This is a genomic window from Aquimarina macrocephali JAMB N27, assembly GCF_000520995.1.
Taxonomy (GTDB): Bacteria; Bacteroidota; Bacteroidia; order Flavobacteriales; family Flavobacteriaceae; genus Aquimarina; species Aquimarina macrocephali.
In genome coordinates, this window is sequence record NZ_JACA01000074.1 from 1 (window position 1) to 17,306 (window position 17,306).

Genomic DNA, 17,306 nt, shown 5'->3' on the forward strand with positions numbered 1-17,306 from the left:
CTAAAAATAAAAAAAAGTTTAATAAACCGATGAAAAATTGTAAAATATTACTAGCAGTATCTTTTGTTTGCTTACTTGGTTCTTGTAAGTCAGATGATGATAACAATTGTCCAGATATAATCGAAATTGTTACCGATGAAGATTTAGAATTGGCAGAAAGATGTGGATTGGATCCTGCTCCTCCACTTGGAAAATATTGGGTGTCCAAAAACTATAAAAGCACTAAAGTTCAATAAACCGATGGCTATTGAATAACCAGTTGTTAGCTTCAATAGAAAAGGTAACTATATTCCTTATATTTAACTTATATAATTACTAGTAACTATACACATAAATTGTACCTAATTTTGGAACCAAGTTAATCTAGAAAAATCTGGACAATCTATTTGACATAAATGAACCTGAAAAAATCTGCGAATATCGTGGTGAAACTTATCATGTAAGAGAAAACGGTTCTATTTATAGATGCAGAAAACCTGATAAAAGAAAAAGACCATTAGATGAAAAATGGACTTTGGGAACACCTGATAAACAGTATGGTTATATGAATTTTTCTTCAGAAAAAGTTCATAGAATTGTAGCAACTGCTTTTCATGGAAAACAACCATCAGAAAAACATGTTGTCGACCATATTGACACTAACAGGAAAAATAATAGACCTGACAACTTAAGGTGGATAACGAGATTAGAAAACATTCTACTAAACCCAATAACTCTATCAAGAATAATTTTCAAGTACGGAAGTGTTGACAATTTCCTTGCAAATCCATCCAAACCAATTAACGGAGAACTTGAACAAAATTTTGAATGGATGAGAACAGTTACAAAAGAAGAATCGGACAACACCAGAAAGAATTTAGAAAAGTGGGCTAAAGAGGGTAAAATCCCAAAAGGAGGTCAATTAGGAGAATGGATATTCACAAATCTTAATAAACAAACTGATATTTATGTTGAGGAAAATCCACTAACTGATTCTCTAACATATAATGCAATTCAAAAAAATTGGAAAACCCAATCTGAATTTCCAAATTGTCCAACATCATTAACCGATGACTCTATTAAAGCGTATAAGGAAAAACTTGTGAAAGGAAGCATTTTTTCAAAGAATCAATATGGAGAATCTACTATTGAGAACGCAGAAACATTTAAAAACGAAAAAGAATTGTTAGTTATAACCACTAGCGACAACGTAAAACAATTTGCACTAGCAAAAGTATATATTAAGAATGAAAAATTCATTCATGAAAGCCTTGGCTCATTTTTTACTTTAATAGGAGCACAAAAACAATTTTACTTAGCACAAGGTCTTGAATGGAATGGAGAAGATTCTATAGATGATTATTGTTAATAAAACTAGGTACAACAACGCAATGAACAATGGGTTTCTGTTTATTTGTTAACTTAGTGTTTCACGCAATGAAACCATACACGAACACGTTAGCCAACATTATGACAAAAAATTATTTTATTTAATGAATGATGAATTGTTTTCAAAAGTTGAGGAATTTCAAAACCTATTGATAACATCTGCAACTGGCGGTGATTGGGATGAAATATTACATAAAAAAATACGCGATTCCTTACTTAAAGAGATCGTAATTAAAGACCGTTTACCAGAAATGGTTCGCAAGAATAGAACATTAAAACAATTTTGGCCATTTATTCAGGAGAAAGGTGGGTATGCAGATAGAAGACAATACATTTGGAACGAGTTCTCTGATTTATTGGAGTTCCTAGAAAATTATAATAATACCCCAGGTGAATCCATTATCAGTACTAAATTAAATTCGATATCTAAAGGTTTTATAAAAAACGAATGGGAAAAGGCTCTAAAAAGAAAAGTCACAGATCCTGAAGGAGCTATAACGTCAAGTCGAACGCTTCTTGAGACGGTTTGTAAACAAATTCTGGACGAATTAAACGAAAGCTATAATGATAAGGCAGATTTACCAATTCTGTACAAACTTACTGCTAAAAAATTGAATTTAGCTCCCGATCAGCATACGGAACAAATATTCAAGCAAATTCTATCCGGATGTATTAGTGTTGTATCTGGTCTTGGTTCTTTAAGAAATAAACTAAGTGATGCTCACGGAAGTAAAATGAACAGTGTAAAACCCTCAGAAAGACATGCAGAATTAGCAGTTAATATTGCAGGAACGATGACAGTTTTTCTATACGATACTTATTTAGAGAGAATTAAAACGTAGGCTAACACTATATCCAAAACATAGTTGCCCTTAGGGTCAGCAACGTTTGTTATGTTTACCATTAGATTAATAGTTCAAATAAACCATGATCGTACTTGAATTTATAGGTGCACTATTAAGATTTACATACTACCGAATAATTAAAAAAGAGAAAATTTCATTTACTGATATTTGGAAAACTTTTGACTTTAAACATAAAGATGCTTTTTTAAACGATCAAACAAATTCTGAAGTAGGTATATTATTTACTATTTTTATTATACTTATCATAATTCTATTTTTTGATTAGGTAGGTGGAAAATAATGAGAGATAAAAGTTCAAATAAATGATTATGATCAATAAGTTAATTTTGTATATACCATTATTCATAATTACTACAATCAATGGGCAAAATCATACAGATAATAAGTTTACCGAAAAAGAAATTTCAATTTTTCAAGAAATTGAAAGACAGGGTATAATAGCATATACGAATTCGTTGAGTAAGGGAAGTATTGAAAATTTAAAAAATGCCTCTCCTAAAAAAGATACCTGGACATATTCTAAATTAGAAGCATATAAAAACAGAATAGGTGATAGCATAACCTATGGTAGTTTTATACGACCTTCTGCCCTTGTAAAGAATTTATATTCGTATAATTACTTTGCCATTGATAGTCGAGCTGAACGAACAGAGTACTTTTTTGTAGCAATATTTTCTTTTGAAGTACTCGATGATAAATTAAGGAAGGAAGGGGCTTATTTGTTTACCGAAAAAAAATCCTTGAAAAACTGGTGGAATCATATATCCAGATTTTGTTTTAGTAAAGAAAAAGAAATGGTTCCACCCCAATTTCTATTTGAGGTATGTCCACCATATCCTTCAACATTTAAATAAAAGTTCAATAAAACGATGCATAAGACTGTCTATAATAGTGAATTCAAGATACTCCCAGAAGATTCCAAATTTGAGTATCAAAAAGAACTCACTAGTAAGCTTGATAATTTCAAAGAAGATTTTGATCAAAATACTTTAAATGAAATTGTTTTATGGAAAGTAAACAGGTATGCTTCGTTTTCTGATGGTGTTATTACATTAATCAACTCAATTGACCCAAATGAAAAAACGCTAGATAATGACAAAGTAAGAAATACTCTAACTCAACTGCTAAGAACTAAAGGTGTTCAATTGCCGATGGCGTCAACTATTCTTAGGTATAGAAACCCTGAAGTATTTCAAATAATTGATCAACGTGTTTTTCGAATAATTTATCCGAAAAAGGTATTAAAATTGAGTACTTATAATTCTGATAAGAATATTAAGTTTCAAGTGGATCTGTATTTAAAATATTTGGAAGACCTTATAGACGTTTGTGAAAAATTAAAAATCCCATTTGCAAAATCTGATCGTATTTTGTTTATGGCCGATCGCAGAATAAATAAGGAAATTCGATTAGATAATTATTAATCAAAGTTCAAATTAACGATGGAAGAAAAAGTTAAATTAGAATTAGTTAAGATTAATACAATCGCTTCTGATTTAAGGAATAAAATATCTAATGGATCAATCAAGTTTCCTTACAGTGAAGCTTTTCCTCTTGGTTGCTGTGGTGCTGCATCGCGTTTACTCGAAAGTAAATTAAAAAAAGAAGGCTTTGAAAATGTTCGTTATGTAAATCATTGGCGAGGAGGGAAATCACATGCTTGGGTAGAATACAAAGATTATATAATTGACATTACTGCCGATCAATTTGAGGGAGAGGAAAATGAAAGAATAATTATAAAAGAGAAAGATAAGTCTGATTTTCATAAACAATTTAAACCAGACATATTTTAACTAAAGTTCAATAAACCGATAATTACATTCACTTAAAACTATTACCTATGAGATTATGTGCCAGTTATTTAAAAATTAGCATTGCAATGTTTATTCTGGGCTTTTCATTCATTTCTTGTGAAAAGGATGATATAACAGAGGATTTTAATTATCTAGAGTTGTCAGAACAACATTCTCCTGTTAATGATGACGAAGAGCCGATAGAGAATCTAACTCTGTCTTATTAATTCTTAACCTATTAATGTCTAACTAATAGTTTAATAAATCCATTGTTCTAATAAATTTATAAAAAATGACGCAAGAAGAATATTTAAATTCAATGTGCAAAATTGAAATTTATTGTGAAATCCTACTTGGAGTTCTTCGATACATCCCTGTTAAAAACTACCAAACAGAAGAGGAATATAAAATTATACTGAATAGAAATTTAAAATTCGAAAATACTGATGACGATGTAAGATTAAGAGCTTGTATTGACTTAATAGAAGATAGTGAATTTGCTATTTCTGAATTTTATAAAAATGGACTCATAACTACATCAAATAGAAATGGAGAGATGTATCTTAGACTTTATGGAGTCCTGAATGCTGTTTATTTACAAATGCAATCGACAATAGAGCTTATTGAATTATTTAAAATTCCTAACAAGAAAAAAATAGTTTCGGAATTAAAAGCATTAAAAATAATTGATGTAAGAAATAAACTTGGTGCTCATACTCCTAATTACACAAATGTTATAGGGCACGGTAAAAGTAAAACAGAATCTTATCGATTAGGAAGATCCACAATGTCTAAATGGGGAAACGGTTTAAAGATTGCTTCTAGCCATGGATCCATTGAAGAATTTGAACTTATTCCTTTGATGAATGAATTTTCAGGACGAATTGAATATTATTTGGATTTAATTTCGGATAAAGCTCTCAAATCGTTATTCCCAAATTCATCAGAAAATAAAGATTGGATGGCACATCGATTGAATTTTGTTCGAAATAAAAGAATTAAATAACACGCAATTTGGAGGGATTTATGGAAGCCATATTCTTTGTTTCTTCAGGAATTAATTTACTGTTGTTTTCTAACACGCTCAATAGCATGTCCAGAAACATCAATTTGTTTTGCAATTAATCCATGTTTAATTAAGCGATGAATTTTCAGGAAGACATAAATAAAATTACAGAAAAGGCTTTAGTTGAATATGCCAATGTGCCGGTAAAAAACAGAACTCATGAAGATCGTCTTAGTGCTATCGGTAATATTTATTTTATTCTTTCCGATGACATATTAAAGTATATTGGTCAAAGACAAGCTAAAGGTATAAAAACAAGACTCGATCAACATTTATTTGGTAAATCATTTTCAGTTGATGAAAACAACGTTCAAAATGGTACTATTTCCAAATGGCATAAAGTTCAGGAAGAACTTACAAAAGGAAAAAAAATAACCTTTAAAACTATTTTGATAGAACCTGATTCATTAAGAACCACTATAGAACTGGAACTGATATCGAGATTAAATCCCGAATGGAATATTCAAGGTAAATAACAAATAGAGTATAAATAAAAGATTATTCATTTAATGATTAATATTCAAAGCAAAAGAGAATTTATTAGTTTTCTGAAGGGGCTTTTAGAAGAACACCAAAAGCATCCGGAGAATTGGAAAAATAATACTATAGAAGAATTTTTGGAAGCCATGATACGATATTCAAAGGATGTTCAACATTATTATAACAACACAGACCAAGATATCAATTCGGATGAAGCCCAATGGAAAGTATTTGCAGATATTATCAAGGGAGCTTCTATTTACGAATAAACCTAAAGTTCAAATAAACGATTAGCAAATAGTATTTTTTTTTGTAATTTAGAAGTAACGTAAAAAATAAAATTACCCCATATCCATATTATTTGGATATGGGGTTGTTTGTTTATAAATGAAAGTTCAATAAACTGATATATATTCTATGTTCCTACATTAGGCAAAATGATTTATATCAACTGACATAGTTTTTCAATAAATGTCTTTTTTTTAATTTTTATATGAAATACAAAAATAACCAGATTATTTATAGCCCTTCCGATCTATCTTCTCACAGTAGCTGTAAACACCTTACCCAACTCAACAAAAAACATGCGCGGGGAGAAATAGCAGATCCTGAGACATATAACAATCGTGTTTTGACAATGCTTAAGGAGAAGGGTATTGAATTTGAGGCGAGCCACCTCCAAAAATTAAAAGATGAAGGTAAGACGATTGCTGAAATAAACAATGAAGATCCACATGCTGAAAAGCATACCATTGATGCCATGAAGGCAGGTGCTGACGTTGTCTACCAGGCTCGTTTAAAGGAGGATGGTAAATGGAGCGGTTGGGCCGACTTTTTAATTAGAGTAGACACGAAAAGTAATCTTGGCGAATGGTCATATGAAGTTTGGGACACCAAACTAGCTAATGAAACCAAGGCAGGAACAATACTCCAGATCGGCCTTTATTCCGAACGCGTTGGCAAAATTCAAGGACAGCCACCAGAATACATGGGGGTTATTAAGCCTGAGGGCGAAGAGAAATACCGCTTTGATGAATATGCAGCATACATCCGTTTGGTGAAAAGGAACTTGGAGGATGCTATACTAAATGACTATGAAACTTATCCAGACCCTGTTAGTCACTGCGATATTTGCCAATGGTGGAAAACGTGCAATTCGGTTAGACGTGAAGACGACCACTTAACTTTTGTTGCCGGTATGGGTTCGTCTCAAACAAAAGAGCTCAATATTCACGGTGTAAACACCCTTGAAAAACTAGCAAACCTGACATTACCAGTACCATTTGAACCTACCAAGGGTGTTAAAGAAACATACAACAAGTTACGTGAGCAAGCACGGGTGCAGAATACAAGCAGGCACAATGGCTATGAACCAATCTATGAAACCCTCGAGGTTGAAGAAGATAAAGGACTTAATAAACTACCGCAACCCTCTGATAACGATATTTATCTCGATTTTGAGGGTGACCGAATGATTGAGCCTGATGGACTGGAGTACATGATTGGTTATGTCCATAGAGGGGAATACCATGCGTTATGGGCCAAAAATGAAACAGAAGAGAAACAAATCTTTGAGCAATTCATTGACTTCGCAGTCAACCTCAAAAAGGAAGACCCTTCACTTCATATTTTCCATTATGCACCTTACGAGGTCACTATGTTTAAACGATTAATGGGCAAATATGCGTCCCGTGAAGATGAGATTGACACCTTCTTACGCTCTCATACGTTTGTTGATCTCTATGGCGTAGTTCGCCAATCTATAAGAGCAAGTGTTGAGAAATATTCCATTAAAGACTTGGAGATCTTCTTTGGGTACGAGCGTAAGATGGATTTAAGAGAGCTTTCAAGTCACAAATCGCAATTAGAGTTGCTTCTGCAAACAGGAAACATTGACAAACTAAGCGAAGTAACCCAAGCAGCCGTTCAATTGTATAATCAAGACGACTGCGAATCCTTGGTTCGGTTGCAAGAATGGTTGGAGGAGATTCGTAATGATATAATCAAAAACGGTGCGCATATTACCCGGCCAATTGACGGTGAGGGCGGGGCCAGCGATAATATTACAGCCCATCAAGAAAGTATAAAACCTATTATGGATGCCTTGTTGGAAGGTGTACCTCCGATCCGGTCAGAACGAAATAATGTTCAGCAAGCAAATTTCATTTTGGCTAATATGCTAGACTGGTATCGTAGAGAAAGAAAATCTTTTTACTGGGAGAAATTCAGATTGATTGAACTTCCGGAAGACGAACTTCTTGAAGAAAGAAAGGTAATTGCATATTTAAATAATACTGGTGAAAAAGTAAAAGAAAAACGAAGTTTCGTCTATACGTATAGAGTACCTATTCAGGAATGTGACTTAAAGGTTGGTGACTCTCTAAATACTTTTACAGGAGAAAGATTTGGATCCCTGTTTGACTTAGACTTAAAAAATGGAATAATTCGGATTAAGTATGGAAAGGAAATCGAAGCTCATGAACATCCATCATCCATTTACAGTATAAAAGATATTGGTCCGGGAAGTAAAGAACAAGCCATCATTAATCTAGCAGAATGGGTTGTGGACCATGGGATGGACAGTGATTCAGAAACCTATCGGGCAGCCAGACAATTGCTCATGAATGTCTCTCCAAAACTAACCGAAGAAAAAACTAACCGCGAGGACATCACCGAAAAGACCTTTGATTTTGCATCCAAGTTGGACAACAGCTATTTACCCGTTCAAGGCCCTCCAGGCGCTGGCAAAAGTTTTACTGGAAGCCACCTGATTGTCAAACTCGTGCAAGAAGGCAAGAAAATTGGGATTACTGCTTTAAGCCATAAGGTTATCTCTAACTTACTTGCCAAGGTATGGGAAGTTGCTGAAGAACAAGGTTTTTCAATCCAAATGCTACAAAAGGTGAAAACCGATTATGATGAAACGGTACCTTGGCAAGTGACAACAGGCGAAGGTGCCATCCTGGCTGCTTTGGGTAATGCAGATGTTATTGCTGGAACGTCTTTCATGTGGAGTAAGCCAACTTTTAAAGATGGTGTAGATTACCTGTTTGTGGATGAAGCTGGCCAACTATCACTAATTGATACATTGTCCGTTTCTCATTGCTGTTCCAACTTTATTCTGCTTGGTGACCCACAGCAACTGAAACAACCCCAACAAGGGGTACATCCCGATGGAACAGAAGTTTCAGCATTAGAACATGTGCTTCAAGATGAGAAAACCATTTCAGATGAACAGGGTATCTTTTTACCTGACACCTGGCGCATGCATTCATCCATCAATGCATTTGTTTCGGAGCTCTTTTATGAGAACCGGTTGAAATCAAAAGACCATCTTGATCAGCAGCAAATTTTAGGATCTAAATATTCTGGAGCGGGATTATATCTTGAAGAAGTTGAACACAATGGCAATACCAATTCATCAATTGAAGAAGTTCAGAAAGTGGTTGAGATTGTGCATCAACTTACAAGCGGTGAAACCACATTCATAAATCAAAATGGTGAGGAAGTCTCCTTAACAACTTCGAACATAAAGATCATCACGCCTTATAATGCCCAAGTACAAGCTATTAAACAACGACTGCCAACTTTAGAGATTGGAACTGTAGATAAGTTTCAAGGGCAAGAAGCTCCGGTCATCATTTACTCGGTGGCCACATCCAGTTTGGAAGATGCACCGCGTGGCATGGACTTTCTTTTTAGCCCCAATCGCTTTAACGTGGCTGTATCACGAGCGCGCACATGCTTTATCATGGTTGCCAACCCTGTTATTTTTGAAGCTGAATGCAAAAGTCCGCGTCAAATTAAGTTGGCGAATGCTTTTTGCAGGTTTAAGGAACTTTCACAGTGAACCCGAGACCTCTTTAGTTAAATTATAAATGTTTTGCGATACCTATAAACAAAAGCGCCCTGTGGAAAGCAACTGCTCATAGCTAAACCATTAAAGTTAAATAAACGATATTAAATCTCGGCAATTAAGATGAAAATAAACAAGACATATCAGAGCCTTTTAGACAAAGCCATTAATTCAATGTTATCTGCAATAGAAATTTATAATAAGCCAGATTTTAAATATAGGGAAGAAACGTTTTCTATTTTATCGATTAATTCGTGGGAACTTCTTTTTAAAGCTAGACTTCTAAAATTGTCTCACTACAAAATGAATTCCATTTATTCGATGGAGAATAAAAAGAAAAAGAATGGAGAGAATTCTAAAATCTTACAACCTAAATTAAACCGTTCAAAAAATCCAATGACTATTAGTTTAGCAGAGTCTATTTTTAGGTTAAGAAAAAAAGGTGAGGAGATTAGTTTGAATTTAGTTAAAAGTCTTTTTGCTCTTATTGAATTAAGAGATAATGCGATTCATTTTCATAATAGTTCAGACATATCTAAAGAAATTCAGGAGTTAGGTTTTGCTTGTATTAAGAACTTTATGGAACTTATTCAAAGGTGGGAACCAAAAGTGAAATTAACACAATATAATTTTTATTTAATGCCATTAGCATATGTAGATTCTAATATTGAATCAAAAGCAATCTTAACAGATGAAGTAGCTAATTATCTTAATTTTTTAAAAAAGAAAGTTTCTGAAACAGACTCAAGAGATATTGATTTTAGTGTTGCGATTGGTATAGATATCAGCTTTAAAAAAAACACGACATTAGAAGGAATAGGAATGAGGTATGATTCGGCTGGTATTCCAATTAATATGTCTGAAGAAGATATAACAAAGAAATTCCCAATGACATATGACAATGTAACTGCAAAAGCCAAGACCAGATATAGGGACTTTAAACAAAATCAGACTTTTCATACAATCATGAAGCATGTTAAGCAGAATAAAAAGTTATCACATAATAGAAAACTAGACCCTAGTAATCTAAAATCACAAGTAAAGACCTTTTTTAATGCCAATATTTGGCAAGAATTAGATAAAAAATACAAAAAGATATAAAACACGAATGCATAACAATGTATCAAAAACGCTGTAAAAGTTCAATAAACCGATGAAAGAGGTTAAAAATAAAAAACTGAATATAGAAAGAATCATAAGGTTTATTCTTTTAATCCCTCCTGTTTTAGGGGTCATACTTTTTATTCTTAATTTATTTTCTAATGATTTAGGGAAAATTGTAGAATTAAAAAATTTAAGTTCTGAATGGACTGGAAGTCAAGCTTTCGATTCTGGAGGATATACATCTGCAACACCTATATACCTAGGACTAATGGCAATTGCTGGAGCATATTTGATTAAAGGCACATCTAAAAATCTATAAAGTTCAACAAAACGATGAAAATATGAAAGTACCTATTTATAAATGGAGCGGAAATTATTGGGGATTCATTTACAATAACCGTGTCTTCAATAAGGACGCCAAGTATAAAGGTTGGGTTGACGATGAAAATAGAGCTTGGAACTCAGATGGTAAATACATTGGAGAAATAGTCAGTGAAAACTATATCTTACGTAGAAATAGTAAAATGCAACCAATGGATAAAATTCCTAAAATCCCACCAATCCCACCAATCCCCAAAATAGATAGAATAGGAAAAATAAATAAAATGGGTTGGACTGATGTTCTTGATAAATTATAGACAATAATTGTTCAAAAAAACTATCTAGTGCGTAAAATAATTGCGTAGGTAATATTTAATTTGATCTGTGTAATAATAACATATTAATAAAATGATAGAAATAACTCTTAAAACGGACAAGCAATGACAAATCTTCAGTTATCAATTATATTTTTGTTTATTTCTGGACTTATGATTACTACTTATAAGGATTATGCAAGAAAAAAAGGTTGGGCGATTGGAGAATATTTTGATTCAGATTCGAGTATATTAAGAATTTTGGGTACAATATCTTTCTTAGGTTCATTTATAGCTGGATTCTTTCATTTCAAATGGTACTTTGTAGTTATTGGTGCAGTAGTTGGCTGGATAATAAGTTTATTGATAACAAATATTATGAAAACTAATTCGCAATGGATTTCAACTTTACTTTTAGTCATAGGGTTTGTCTTGTTAGTAATCTATTTTTTTAAATCTTAAAAGTTCAATAAACCGATATAAAATGGAACTGGATTTTAAAAATTCACTATTAACTGGAAAAGTAGTTGATAAATACTTTGACTTCAACCAAGCTTTAATTGAATTCTCCGATTTATTTAATGAAAAAGAGAAAAATGAGAGATCAATTGCAATCTTAGGTGGAACATTTTTAGAGATGACTCTTGAGCATATTCTCTACTCATTTTTACCCGAAAACGAAAAAGAAGTTGATAAATTATTTGAATATAATTGTCCATTAGGAAATTTCAGTAACAAAATCCAAATGGCCTACTGTTTGGGCTTAATTGAAAGAATTATCAAAAAAGATTTGAATTTAGTACGTAAAATAAGAAATAAATTTGCACACAATATGTTTGTAACATTCAATGATAATCAAATTGAATCTTGGTGCAACGGACTGGAATGGCATAAAGTTTCGCACTCCAGCAATATTCCAGTAGAAGCAACTAACTTAATGATCTTTCAAGTTGGAGTTAATCAATTAATAACAAATTTGAACGGTCATATTGATCTTGCAAGAAACAGTAAACGCAAAATATTAAACAACTTTGAATAAGAACCATCTCCCAATACGAAAATAAAGAGTATTAAAGTTCAAAAAAGCAATATGTTTTGAGTAACAATATACCCGTTGGTGATATTAATCAAGGATGAACACGAAATAAAAAGAATGCAAAAATATATACTAAAAGTTCTAAAAGAATTAAATAATACCAAGCAAAATGTTTTAATAAGTCCTTACTGTTTTGAGGTACTTCTTGGTATAGTTACAGAAGGAACCAGAGGAGAGACGAAAAAAGGATTCTTAAAACTATTAGAGGGAGAAGACGATAACTACAGTAGATTAGTCCAAAACAACAAATCATTATTGACAGTAAATAAAAATACCACTATAACACAAACGAATACGATTACTCACAATTCAGAACTTACTGTAGTACCTTCCTTTAGTGAAAAAATTAGTAAAGATTTTGATTTAAAGGTGATACATAATGAGTATATAGGCGGAAACAATTCTTTTATAATCAAAAGCATCTTTAATATAAATGGTTCATGGCTTCAATTATTTCATGATATTCCATCTAATGGTGAATATTTTACTTTAGAAAATGGAGATCAAAAAGAAGCACTTTTTATTTCTCAATCAAATACATATGGAGGAAATAAGACAAAATATTTACGGGAAGAAACGTATCATGCAGTTCAAATTCCATTGAAAGATGAAAACCTATGTGTAGAGATTTATCTACCGTATGAGAATGATGGGATAAAAGGTTTTATTGAATCGCTCGATGTAGCAGCTTTACGTGCTAATACTAATTTATTTCAAGAAGTAGAATCGATGGAGGTACTATTACCGAAATTTAAAATGGAAATTGAATTTAGTCTTAAAGATTATAAAGAGTTATTAGGAATTGAAAAATTATTTAAACAAACCTGGGATTTTGATACCTTATTTAATTGTGATCAAACAATTGGTGTAACGGACATCACTCAAAAAAATATTTTTGAATTGAGTAAAGATGGTATTGAAGCTACATCTATTTCTAAATTAATTGGAATTGCAGGAGGGCTACCCGAACTAAAAAAATATGTACTGTTTGAGGCAACACATCCATTTATGTATCTGGTTAGAGATAAGATATCAGAATCTATTTTGTTTATGGGCACTTTAGATGAGCCTGTTGATGTTGAAAGTATTGCTTTTGCTCATTATAATTCAAGACAGTTATCGAAGTTTCGTGAAAATCCAGAAACCACTTTTGATAAATTGGATTTAGTATTTGCCGTATTTACTTTAGAGGTTTTGATAAAATATTTTAATATCAAAAATAGGTTTGCTATCTGGTGTGTTGATCAAATATGGAAAGCTATTGAAGCTACTGAAGATCAGATTTATAATGAAAACATCAAAAAAATAGCAGAATTAGATCTATTTCAAGAAAAACTAAAAACGGAGGATATAGAATTGTTGAACAGTTTTAAACAGTTTTTGCAAGATGGTCCAGAACAGTTAATTTCTGTACTTCATATTATTCAAGAAAAGTGCTCTTATGATAATTTTCCAATGAGAAACTTTTGCTCAAATAATTGCTTAGACATATTAAAAAACATGAATCTGCAATTTCCTGAGTATAATGTTTTCTTAGAGTTATACAAAAATCTAAATAAAGATGCGAATGGAAAGATCAGTAGAAAACCACCAGAATATTTTTTATTGGACACAATTCCAAAGGTAGAATTAACAAAAGAAGAACTATTGTCTGGAAAAAAAGCAAGAATAGTAAGAGGGCTGCAACCCATACTATTAGATGTATCTGTTAGAGGTTTACTCTATTTTGGGCTTGTTTCATTGAATGTTCTCATTAAAAAACATCTATATAATGTTATTGAATTAAAAAAATGGTTTCTTGAACTAATCAAGGTTGTTTCTATTGAAAAAGATATTGAAAGAGTAAAAGCTAAAGATTTAAATTTTGGAATAGATGAACAAACAGGATTTTTTAATGGAAGCAAAAATATTAGCAAATCTGATTATAGCGCAATACAACAAAAATATCCGAAAATCACAACTATTCTCGAAGCGATATGTGGTCTTATTGATCGATTGGAAAATGGACCAGGTCATTATGATCCAAATTGGACGCTGATTTTCCATACCAATAAAATAATTGAAGAATTGATGGATAATGAAATTGATATAGCAGATGTATTCGAATTTGAAAAATATGTATTAACAAATACAGATGAAAAAGACGATGTCCTAATACCTATTGAAGAAAAATTAGTCAGTGAATTACTAGTATAAATTGTTTTCATGTTTTTTAAATGAAATTACTCCTATACCTCGAGAAAAAAGAAGCTATCTAAAAAGTATTCACAGATATTATCAAAGGAGCTTCTATTTACGAATAAATATAAAGTTCAATAAAACGATTCTTGTGGAAAACCGTAATATAATTAACAGTAAATTATTGATATTGCAGGACAACAAATTTCAATAAACAAATACTATTAACTTTACAATATAGGGTTGGGATGGCCGAGAAGAACGTTTGGCATGAATACAATCACTTGAGATATACGTTGAGTGAGGAATTGATACCAAAGTCAATAGATGGAGCAATTATTTGCACACCTAAAGACATCAAGGATAGTAATATGCTTGAAAGCTGGTTCAATTTGATGTTGTTTGTTAGCATAGCTGTTAAGTTTAATACAGTTGTCACAATATAAGCAATTATCATACCTGAAAAGAGTAGCGATATTATAGCCAGCAATGGTAAGTGTCGATAGAGCATTGTTCAATCATAAGCCTGCTACTAGCGAATCTCGACCCTTATTTTTATAATGAAGAAAAAAGAAGAACATCCGTGGATTAAACTAAAAAAGTATCCTCACATTGGTTTTCCATTAGAGTATAAAGACATCTCTAAATTGGAGAGCTATATCACTGATGATACTAAAATTGCTAAACACAGTTTTCTTCCTTTTCTACATCGTACTATTTTTCAAAGAAAATTTAGAGCAAACACTGATGGTTTACTAAATAAAAGTAAAAAGCGAAAACGTGTTAAATTAAAGCCTAAAGCTCGTGAAATATTCTTTGCAAGTCATTTTGATGCACAGATCTATTCGTATTACAGCTATCTCCTTTCTAAGAAATACAATTTACTTATCGAAACTAAAAGTTTCGATAAAGCTGTAGTAGCCTATAGAAAAATTGAAATTGAAGGCAAAAAGGGGAAACATAAATGTAACATCGATTTTGCATTGGAAACTTTTCATTTTATAAAGGCAAATCAAGACAAACAACTTACTGTTATTGTAGCAGATGTCACTAAATTTTTTGATCGCTTAGATCACAAAATTCTTAAACAAAAATGGGCAGAAGTTTGGAATGGTTCAACAACATTACCCAAAGACCATTTTAGAGTTTACAAATCTCTAATCAATATGAGGTATGTAAATGAAGACTTACTATTCAGAAATTACAAAGACAGAATATGGGTTAAAACGAAGATGGAGAATGACCCAAAAACATCTAAAAAACGACAAAAACCTATTAAGCACAAACGATTTTTAAAAGACAATAATGCTATCGCTTACTGTGATAAAACTGAGTTTTTAAAGAACAGTTTAAACTTAATTACAAAATCTAGAAGAACAAAAGGAATACCACAAGGAACTGCACTTAGTGCTACACTAGCTAATATATATATGTTAGACTTTGACCAAGAAGTTCAAGATTTTATTGAAAGTGAAAGTGTAAAAGGATTTTACCAAAGGTATAGTGATGATTTGATTATAGTAGTTCCAAGAGAAAAACAGGCAGAAGCTATAGGAAGACTTCGTTCATTAGTAGTAGGTAAAGCAAATCTAGAAATACATCCAGCTAAAACAAAAATGTATCATTTTCAACAAGAAGGCGGAAAGTTTAAAGGCTATGAAATTGATGAGGAAACTGATGAAAGGAAAAGTAAAACCTTAGAATATTTAGGCTTTGAATATGATGGACAACGTGCTTTAATAAAAACTGCTGGCTATTCAAAATTTAATCGTTCTATGAAACGAGCTTTTAAAAGAGCATCTTCACTCGCTATTAATGCAGATACTACTGATGATAAAATTCACAAAAGTTCATTATTCAAACGCTTCACATACAAAGGATCTAAAAGAAGAATGGTATTTAATGGTGAAACTAAAACATATCGTTACGATTGGGGAAATTATCTGAGTTATATAGAAAAGGCAAATGTATCTTTTAATGAATTTAACGGAGGTGGTAATAACATCAAAAAGCAATCAAGAAAAAGTTGGTCAAGATTTAATAAGTTGATGGTTAAATCAATAAAAAAAGTAGAAGACAGTAAAACCAAAATATAGAGAATCAATATGGTAGAAACTATTTTGAGTACTCGCAAATGAAAATAATATAGCCAGGATAGAGACCAATATATTAATGAGATTTGGAATCGAGGTAACTCTTTATTTTTTTTAAATTACTTAAAGTAAATGACTATGAATAATAATAAGGATTCACAAAATAGGATCAAAAGTAGAATTACCATGAAGATTGAGTTAACAGATTATGGTACAACTCAGGCAATATTTGGAGATTCAATTAAACTCTATGGAGAATGGATATCAAAATTTAATAATTCAAAACAATCATACCTAAACGATGGATATAGATTAGTTCATGAAGATATAGATAAAGGAGAATTCACTGTTGAAAAAGAAAATACTAAAATTCAATAAACCAATCAATATGCTAGAACGAGAATTCAATATTCCAGGGGAGATAAAATGTGTATTAAAATATTTATCCGACCCAAAATTAATTAATGATGTAAATACAGGAAATGAAAAAAATGTTCTACGTGCAGAATGTTATCCTGAAAAAACTCCTTTAACTAGTAGTCAAATTGAAAATTATTCGGTTGATATCATTCGAGTTATTCTGGAAGAATTGAAAAAACTAGAAGATGCTAATCCAAGTTTTTACGGTCATTTTGAGATTAACTATAACCGCCCTCATTTTGGTCCTATGACAGGAGTACCCTCAAATCAATATTTTAAGTTTGAATTGAAACCAAGAATAAAACTAAAGTCTAAATAAACGATGACAAAATCAATCTTTTACATAATTCT

The 17,306-nt window shown here is 31.8% G+C and carries 20 protein-coding genes; all 20 read left to right on the forward strand.

Features of this window, described 5'->3' with window-relative positions; genetic code table 11:
* The coding region (locus tag Z054_RS29425; RefSeq protein WP_035093726.1) for a hypothetical protein at positions 1-236 on the forward strand (236 nt) is incomplete at its 5' end.
* 308 nt (positions 237-544) lie between these two features.
* On the forward strand, positions 545-1,348 hold the full coding sequence (locus Z054_RS0126545) for an HNH endonuclease signature motif containing protein (RefSeq protein ID WP_051473944.1): 804 nt from the start codon (positions 545-547) through the stop codon (positions 1,346-1,348).
* 124 nt (positions 1,349-1,472) lie between these two features.
* A complete protein-coding gene (locus tag Z054_RS0126550; RefSeq protein ID WP_024773016.1) occupies positions 1,473-2,210 on the forward strand; it encodes an abortive infection family protein in 738 nt (245 codons plus the stop codon).
* A 332-nt stretch (positions 2,211-2,542) separates the two neighbouring features.
* Positions 2,543-3,088, forward strand: coding sequence for a hypothetical protein (locus Z054_RS0126560; protein ID WP_152538687.1), 546 nt, complete (start codon positions 2,543-2,545; stop codon positions 3,086-3,088).
* Positions 3,089-3,103: 15 nt separating this feature from the next.
* Entirely contained in the window at positions 3,104-3,658 is a 555-nt protein-coding gene (locus tag Z054_RS0126565) for a hypothetical protein (RefSeq protein WP_024773019.1), read from the forward strand.
* 18 nt (positions 3,659-3,676) lie between these two features.
* Complete coding sequence (locus Z054_RS30670) at positions 3,677-4,027, forward strand: hypothetical protein (RefSeq protein ID WP_024773020.1); 351 nt, start codon at positions 3,677-3,679, stop codon at positions 4,025-4,027.
* Positions 4,028-4,074: 47 nt separating this feature from the next.
* Positions 4,075-4,254 (forward strand): hypothetical protein, encoded by a 180-nt coding sequence (locus Z054_RS31430; RefSeq protein WP_152538688.1) that lies wholly within the window; start codon positions 4,075-4,077, stop codon positions 4,252-4,254.
* Positions 4,255-4,319: 65 nt separating this feature from the next.
* Positions 4,320-5,033 carry a hypothetical protein gene (locus Z054_RS0126575; RefSeq protein ID WP_024773021.1) on the forward strand — a complete coding sequence of 238 codons (714 nt, stop codon included), beginning with the start codon at positions 4,320-4,322 and terminating at the stop codon, positions 5,031-5,033.
* Between the two features lie 137 nt (positions 5,034-5,170).
* Positions 5,171-5,569: a GIY-YIG nuclease family protein gene (locus tag Z054_RS0126580; protein WP_024773022.1), complete on the forward strand. Its 399-nt coding sequence runs from the start codon at positions 5,171-5,173 to the stop codon at positions 5,567-5,569.
* A 33-nt stretch (positions 5,570-5,602) separates the two neighbouring features.
* Positions 5,603-5,842, forward strand: a complete 240-nt coding sequence (locus tag Z054_RS0126585; protein WP_024773023.1) for a DUF7660 family protein — start codon at positions 5,603-5,605, stop codon at positions 5,840-5,842.
* Between the two features lie 224 nt (positions 5,843-6,066).
* Positions 6,067-9,423: a TM0106 family RecB-like putative nuclease gene (locus Z054_RS0126590; protein ID WP_024773024.1), complete on the forward strand. Its 3,357-nt coding sequence runs from the start codon at positions 6,067-6,069 to the stop codon at positions 9,421-9,423.
* Positions 9,424-9,552: 129 nt separating this feature from the next.
* Positions 9,553-10,530 (forward strand): DUF3644 domain-containing protein, encoded by a 978-nt coding sequence (locus Z054_RS0126595; protein ID WP_024773025.1) that lies wholly within the window; start codon positions 9,553-9,555, stop codon positions 10,528-10,530.
* A gap of 52 nt (positions 10,531-10,582) precedes the next feature.
* Positions 10,583-10,852, forward strand: a complete 270-nt coding sequence (locus Z054_RS0126600) for a hypothetical protein (RefSeq protein WP_024773026.1) — start codon at positions 10,583-10,585, stop codon at positions 10,850-10,852.
* A gap of 22 nt (positions 10,853-10,874) precedes the next feature.
* Positions 10,875-11,171, forward strand: coding sequence for a 4-fold beta flower protein (locus Z054_RS0126605; RefSeq protein WP_024773027.1), 297 nt, complete (start codon positions 10,875-10,877; stop codon positions 11,169-11,171).
* A 123-nt stretch (positions 11,172-11,294) separates the two neighbouring features.
* Positions 11,295-11,630, forward strand: coding sequence for a hypothetical protein (locus Z054_RS0126610; protein WP_152538689.1), 336 nt, complete (start codon positions 11,295-11,297; stop codon positions 11,628-11,630).
* 22 nt (positions 11,631-11,652) lie between these two features.
* Positions 11,653-12,207: an MltR family transcriptional regulator gene (locus tag Z054_RS30675; RefSeq protein WP_024773029.1), complete on the forward strand. Its 555-nt coding sequence runs from the start codon at positions 11,653-11,655 to the stop codon at positions 12,205-12,207.
* Positions 12,208-12,321: 114 nt separating this feature from the next.
* Positions 12,322-14,460, forward strand: a complete 2,139-nt coding sequence (locus tag Z054_RS0126620) for a serpin family protein (protein ID WP_152538690.1) — start codon at positions 12,322-12,324, stop codon at positions 14,458-14,460.
* 542 nt (positions 14,461-15,002) lie between these two features.
* Positions 15,003-16,538, forward strand: coding sequence for a reverse transcriptase domain-containing protein (locus Z054_RS0126630; RefSeq protein WP_024773032.1), 1,536 nt, complete (start codon positions 15,003-15,005; stop codon positions 16,536-16,538).
* Positions 16,539-16,673: 135 nt separating this feature from the next.
* Positions 16,674-16,913, forward strand: coding sequence for a hypothetical protein (locus Z054_RS0126635; protein WP_024773033.1), 240 nt, complete (start codon positions 16,674-16,676; stop codon positions 16,911-16,913).
* A 10-nt stretch (positions 16,914-16,923) separates the two neighbouring features.
* Positions 16,924-17,274, forward strand: coding sequence for a hypothetical protein (locus Z054_RS0126640; protein ID WP_152538691.1), 351 nt, complete (start codon positions 16,924-16,926; stop codon positions 17,272-17,274).
* The last annotated feature ends 32 nt before the right edge of the window (positions 17,275-17,306 follow it).